Origin of the sequence: Moorena sp. SIO4E2 (assembly GCF_010671945.1) — a bacterium.
In the GTDB taxonomy this organism is placed as follows: domain Bacteria; phylum Cyanobacteriota; class Cyanobacteriia; order Cyanobacteriales; family Coleofasciculaceae; genus Moorena; species Moorena producens.
On record NZ_JAAHIE010000590.1, the window covers coordinates 1 to 4,175 of the forward strand.

General features: G+C 44.6%; 3 protein-coding genes. All 3 read left to right on the plus strand.

Annotated elements, in window-relative coordinates; all coding sequences use genetic code 11:
* Positions 1 to 180 precede the first annotated feature (180 nt).
* The gene (locus F6K37_RS33620) at positions 181 to 831 is read left to right on the plus strand and encodes a hypothetical protein (RefSeq protein WP_287255063.1); all 651 of its coding nucleotides are present in this window, start codon (positions 181 to 183) and stop codon (positions 829 to 831) included.
* A gap of 43 nt (positions 832 to 874) precedes the next feature.
* Positions 875 to 3,088 carry a CHAT domain-containing protein gene (locus F6K37_RS33625; protein WP_287255065.1) on the plus strand — a complete coding sequence of 738 codons (2,214 nt, stop codon included), beginning with the start codon at positions 875 to 877 and terminating at the stop codon, positions 3,086 to 3,088.
* A 69-nt stretch (positions 3,089 to 3,157) separates the two neighbouring features.
* Positions 3,158 to 4,175: CHAT domain-containing protein (locus tag F6K37_RS33630; RefSeq protein WP_287255067.1), on the plus strand; the 1,018-nt coding region annotated here is incomplete at its 3' end.

Genomic DNA, 4,175 nt, shown 5'->3' on the forward strand with positions numbered 1-4,175 from the left:
ATCAATTGAAGAATTAGAATGTTTGTTAAATCATCTTTTAAATGAAGGAGGGTTAATTATAAAATGGGTACGAAAAATAAAAAACAAAGGCAATGCTGTTATCACAGTTTAAATGCGCAACAGCTTACTGAACTGAAGGATATCTACAAGCAACAGATGTCAGAGTGGGACTTCTATTCCATGACACTCACTGTCGATTTGCGTCCAGAGCGGGCTGCTAGATTTTGGCGATTGACCTGCCAGTTGGATTTTAGTCCGAAAGGAAGCGGTGAGCCAATTATTCAAAGTCTATTTCCCACACAACAGTGGCGCTCAGTTATGAGTTTTGGTGTCGGGATGGAGGTGGGTTTGAATGGCAACCTAGACTGGATGATGGGAGTGGATAGTTCTCAGTTGGCGGCTGAACTGGCTGAATTGCTTCCCGGTGAGCTAAAGGCAAATGTTGGTAATAAGGATAATTTTAAGGCGTTCCTTGCTATTCCCGCCTATCGATACGAACTCGGTCATCCTGAAATCCTGACCAATGGTGAAGGGAACTCTACCTGCTACTGGCGTATTCAGGATAATGAGTTACAGAAAATCGGGACAGCGAAATTTGCGATTGTCTTTAAAGTCCCGAAAGGAACTGAATCGATTACACTGCGGGGTACAGCCTGGGCTGAACCCGATCTCAATTGGTTGACGGCGGATATACGGCTTGTTTTAGAAGACTTGTCTGATAGATTGAAACAGTTACTTCGGCAAAAGAATGAAGTAGCAGATCGTTTTGCTCGCGGTGTTGATCGTGAAGAGTGGACGCTGACTCTACCCAAAGCAGCTAATTATGTCTAGACAGCTTATTGCTAAGTAAACTGAATTATAAAAGCAGTAACCTATGGTTAAAACCTACTACACCTATCGCATTAGTGTTGCTAACCGCGATCGCGTGCAGGTGAAAAAGTGGAATAATCAACATCAGGATTTGGGACAACCCTGTGGATTATGTCGCTACCAGGAAAAACTCGAAGAAATTACTCCCTTATTGGAAATTGCTCAAAAAGGTGAACTGAATGATTCGAGTAAGACACGGGCACTGGGAGAAGCTTTATTTGATGTTATATTTGATGATGTCCTGCGCCAAGATTTCGTAAACTTTTACCATCAGGTAGTGCATCAAAACAAACAACTAATTCGCGTAGAGCTGGAAATTGATGAACGAAAAATGCCTGAAGTAGCTGCCCTTCCTTGGGAATTTTTGCGTTTACCGGCACGAGCTAACTTAGGAAGAATCTGGATGGGAACGGTGCCAGATTTGGCTTTCTCTCGGAGGCGCTCTCAATGGATTCCGGCACAACCGATTCAGTTGGATCAGAATGAAAAGCTCAGAATCGCTTTGGTTGTGTCTGCTCCTCCGGATTTAGCAACTGTCGCTTATGAACCTGTACAAAAAGCTTTGGAGAAGCTGGCAAAAGAACAGCCAAATCGGGTTGAGTTGCTGCCGATTGTTAATTCAGCTAATCCAGAAGTAATCGATAGTATTCTCTCGCAAAAACCCCACATTTTTCACTTCATTGGTCATGGGCGTTTGGTCAATGAAGGTAATCAAGAGGTGGGTGAAATTGCCTTGGTCGATCCTGATTTGGATGAAGCAATGTGGGTGGATGCGGATTATTTCAGCGAACTGTTTAATACACATCGTCCTGGTGTGGTGATGCTGCAAGCCTGTGAAGGGGGAAAGTTGTCTGAATCTCAGGCATTTGTAGGGGTTGCTTCGAGCATTATTGAGCAAAACATTCCGGTTGTGGTGGCGATGCAGTATGAAGTTACTAACAGCACTGGGAGTAGATTTGCTCGTCGCTTCTATCAACAATTAGCAGCAGATGACCCAGTAGATATTGCTGCTCAGTATGGGCGACGTGCCATAATTCAGGGTCCAGCGCAAGATCGCAAGCGGGATTTTGCTACTCCTGTCATTTTCATGCGTGTGAAAGATGGCTATCTGTTCAAGCGTCAAGTACAAACTGAATCCGGAAAATCAAATGACTACAAAAGTCGTGCAAATCATCAAACCCATTACGCCAGGGATTTTAGCAATGGGACTGAAACCATATACATCCTCCATCTCTCGGACCTCCATATTACCAGCCCTGAGCAAGCTACCCTTTGGTCAAACCAACTCGCCCAAGACCTTACCCAAGACCTTCAAATCCCTCGCCTTGATGCTCTTATCTTCTCTGGTGATATAGCGAATTATTCCACGGAACAAGAATACCAGGCTGCACAACAGTTTCTCGACAACTTCCGCCAAGACTTCCCCCTAGAGCCGAAGCAAATTGTTATAGTTCCGGGTAACCATGACCTCAACTGGAAACTAGCAAAGCGGGCTTATCAGTTGTGGGATCTCGAAGACTACGATGGTGAACTCAAAGAGGGTCACTACATCAAAGGTGAAGATGTGATTCGGGTCCGAGATGAAACTAAATACCAACAACGCTTTGCCCACTTCAGTAAATTCTATCAAGCCATCAAAGCTAAACCCTATCCCCTGGAGTATGACGAGCAAGCCATTATCGACCATCTTCCAGACCAAAACCTGCTGATCCTAGGACTAAACTCGGCTTGGGAACTGGATCACCACTTCAGAAACCGTGCTAGCATCCACCCAGGTGCTCTTAGCAAGTCCCTGACGGAGATTCGCCGTAATCAAGACTACGGCAACTGCCTGAAAATAGCGGTTTGGCACCATCCCCGAACTAGTACTGGAAGCGATAGCATTAGTGACCAAGGATTCATCGAACAATTGGCCGTTGCTGGATTCCGCTTCTTTCTTCACGGACACATCCACAGAGCCGAAACCAGTCTTTTCCGTTATGACCTCAGCCCAGGTGGGCGCAAACTCGACCAAATTTGTGCTGGGACTTTTGGCGCACCGACCCTTGAACTAAGACCCGGTTATCCCTGGCAATATAATCTACTGATATTTGAAGGTAATCAGCTCACTGTCCGGACTCGCCGTCGGGAAGAAGCCAATGGTGCTTGGAAACCTGATTCACGGTGGATGCAAGGTCCAGGACTTAGTGCTTTGGATTATTATTGCCTTGAGTTGTAATCAGTTTAAGGATGATTTTAAGGCGTTACTTTTATTGCTAAGTAAACTGAATTATCAAAGTAGCAACCTATGGATAAAACCTACTACACCTATCGCATTAGTGTTGCTAACCGCAATCGCGTGCAGGTGGAAAAGAGGGATAATCAAAATAAAAATTTGGGACAACCCTCTGGAGTATTTCGCTACCAGGAAAAACTCGAAGAAATTACTCCCTTATTGGAAATTGCTCAAAAAGGTGAACTCAATGATTCCACTAAGACACGGGCACTGGGAGAAGCTTTATTTGATGTTCTATTTGATGATGTCCTGCGCCAAAATTTCGTTGAATTTTACAATCAGGTAGTGCATGAAAACAAACAACTACTTCGCGTAGAACTAGATATTGACGAACGGTCGATGCCAGAAGTGGCTGCCCTTCCTTGGGAATTTTTGCGTTTACCCTCACGAGCTAAATTAGGAAGAATGTGGATGGGAACGGCTCCAGATTTGGCTTTCTCTCGGAAGCGATCGCAAGGGATTCCGGCACAAGCGATTCAGTTGGATCACAATGAAAAGCTGAGAATTGCTTTGGTTGTGTCTGCTCCTTCAGATTTAGCAACTGTGGCTTATGCACCAGTACAAGACGCTTTGGAAAAACTGGCAAAAAAACAGGCAAATCGGGTTGAGTTACTGCCAACTTTTACTTCAGCTAACCCTGAAGTAATTGATACTATTCTCTCAAGTAAACCTCACATATTTCACTTCATTGGTCATGGACGTTTGCGGAATAAAGGTAATCAAGAGGTGGGTGAAATTGCCTTGGTCAATCCTGATTCGGATAAAGCCAATTGGGTGGATGCTGATTATTTTAGCGAACTGTTTAATCAACATCGTCCGGGTTTGGTGATGCTGCAAGCTTGTGAAGGGGGAAAGTTGTCTGAATCTCAGGCATTTGTAGGAGTTGCCTCTAGCATTATTGAGCAAAATATCCCGGTTGTGGTGGCGATGCAGTATCAAGTTACTAACACCACTGCGAATCGATTTGCTTGTCGCTTCTATCAACAATTAGCAGCAGATGCTCCAGTAGATATTGCGGCACAGAATGGGA

Bases quoted from the DNA above. Each gene is read 5' to 3' on its own strand.
- F6K37_RS33625 (WP_287255065.1), top strand. From the start codon at position 875: ATGGTTAAAACCTACTACACCTATCGCATTAGTGTTGCTAACCGCGAT.
- F6K37_RS33620 (WP_287255063.1), top strand. From the start codon at position 181: ATGACACTCACTGTCGATTTGCGTCCAGAGCGGGCTGCTAGATTTTGG.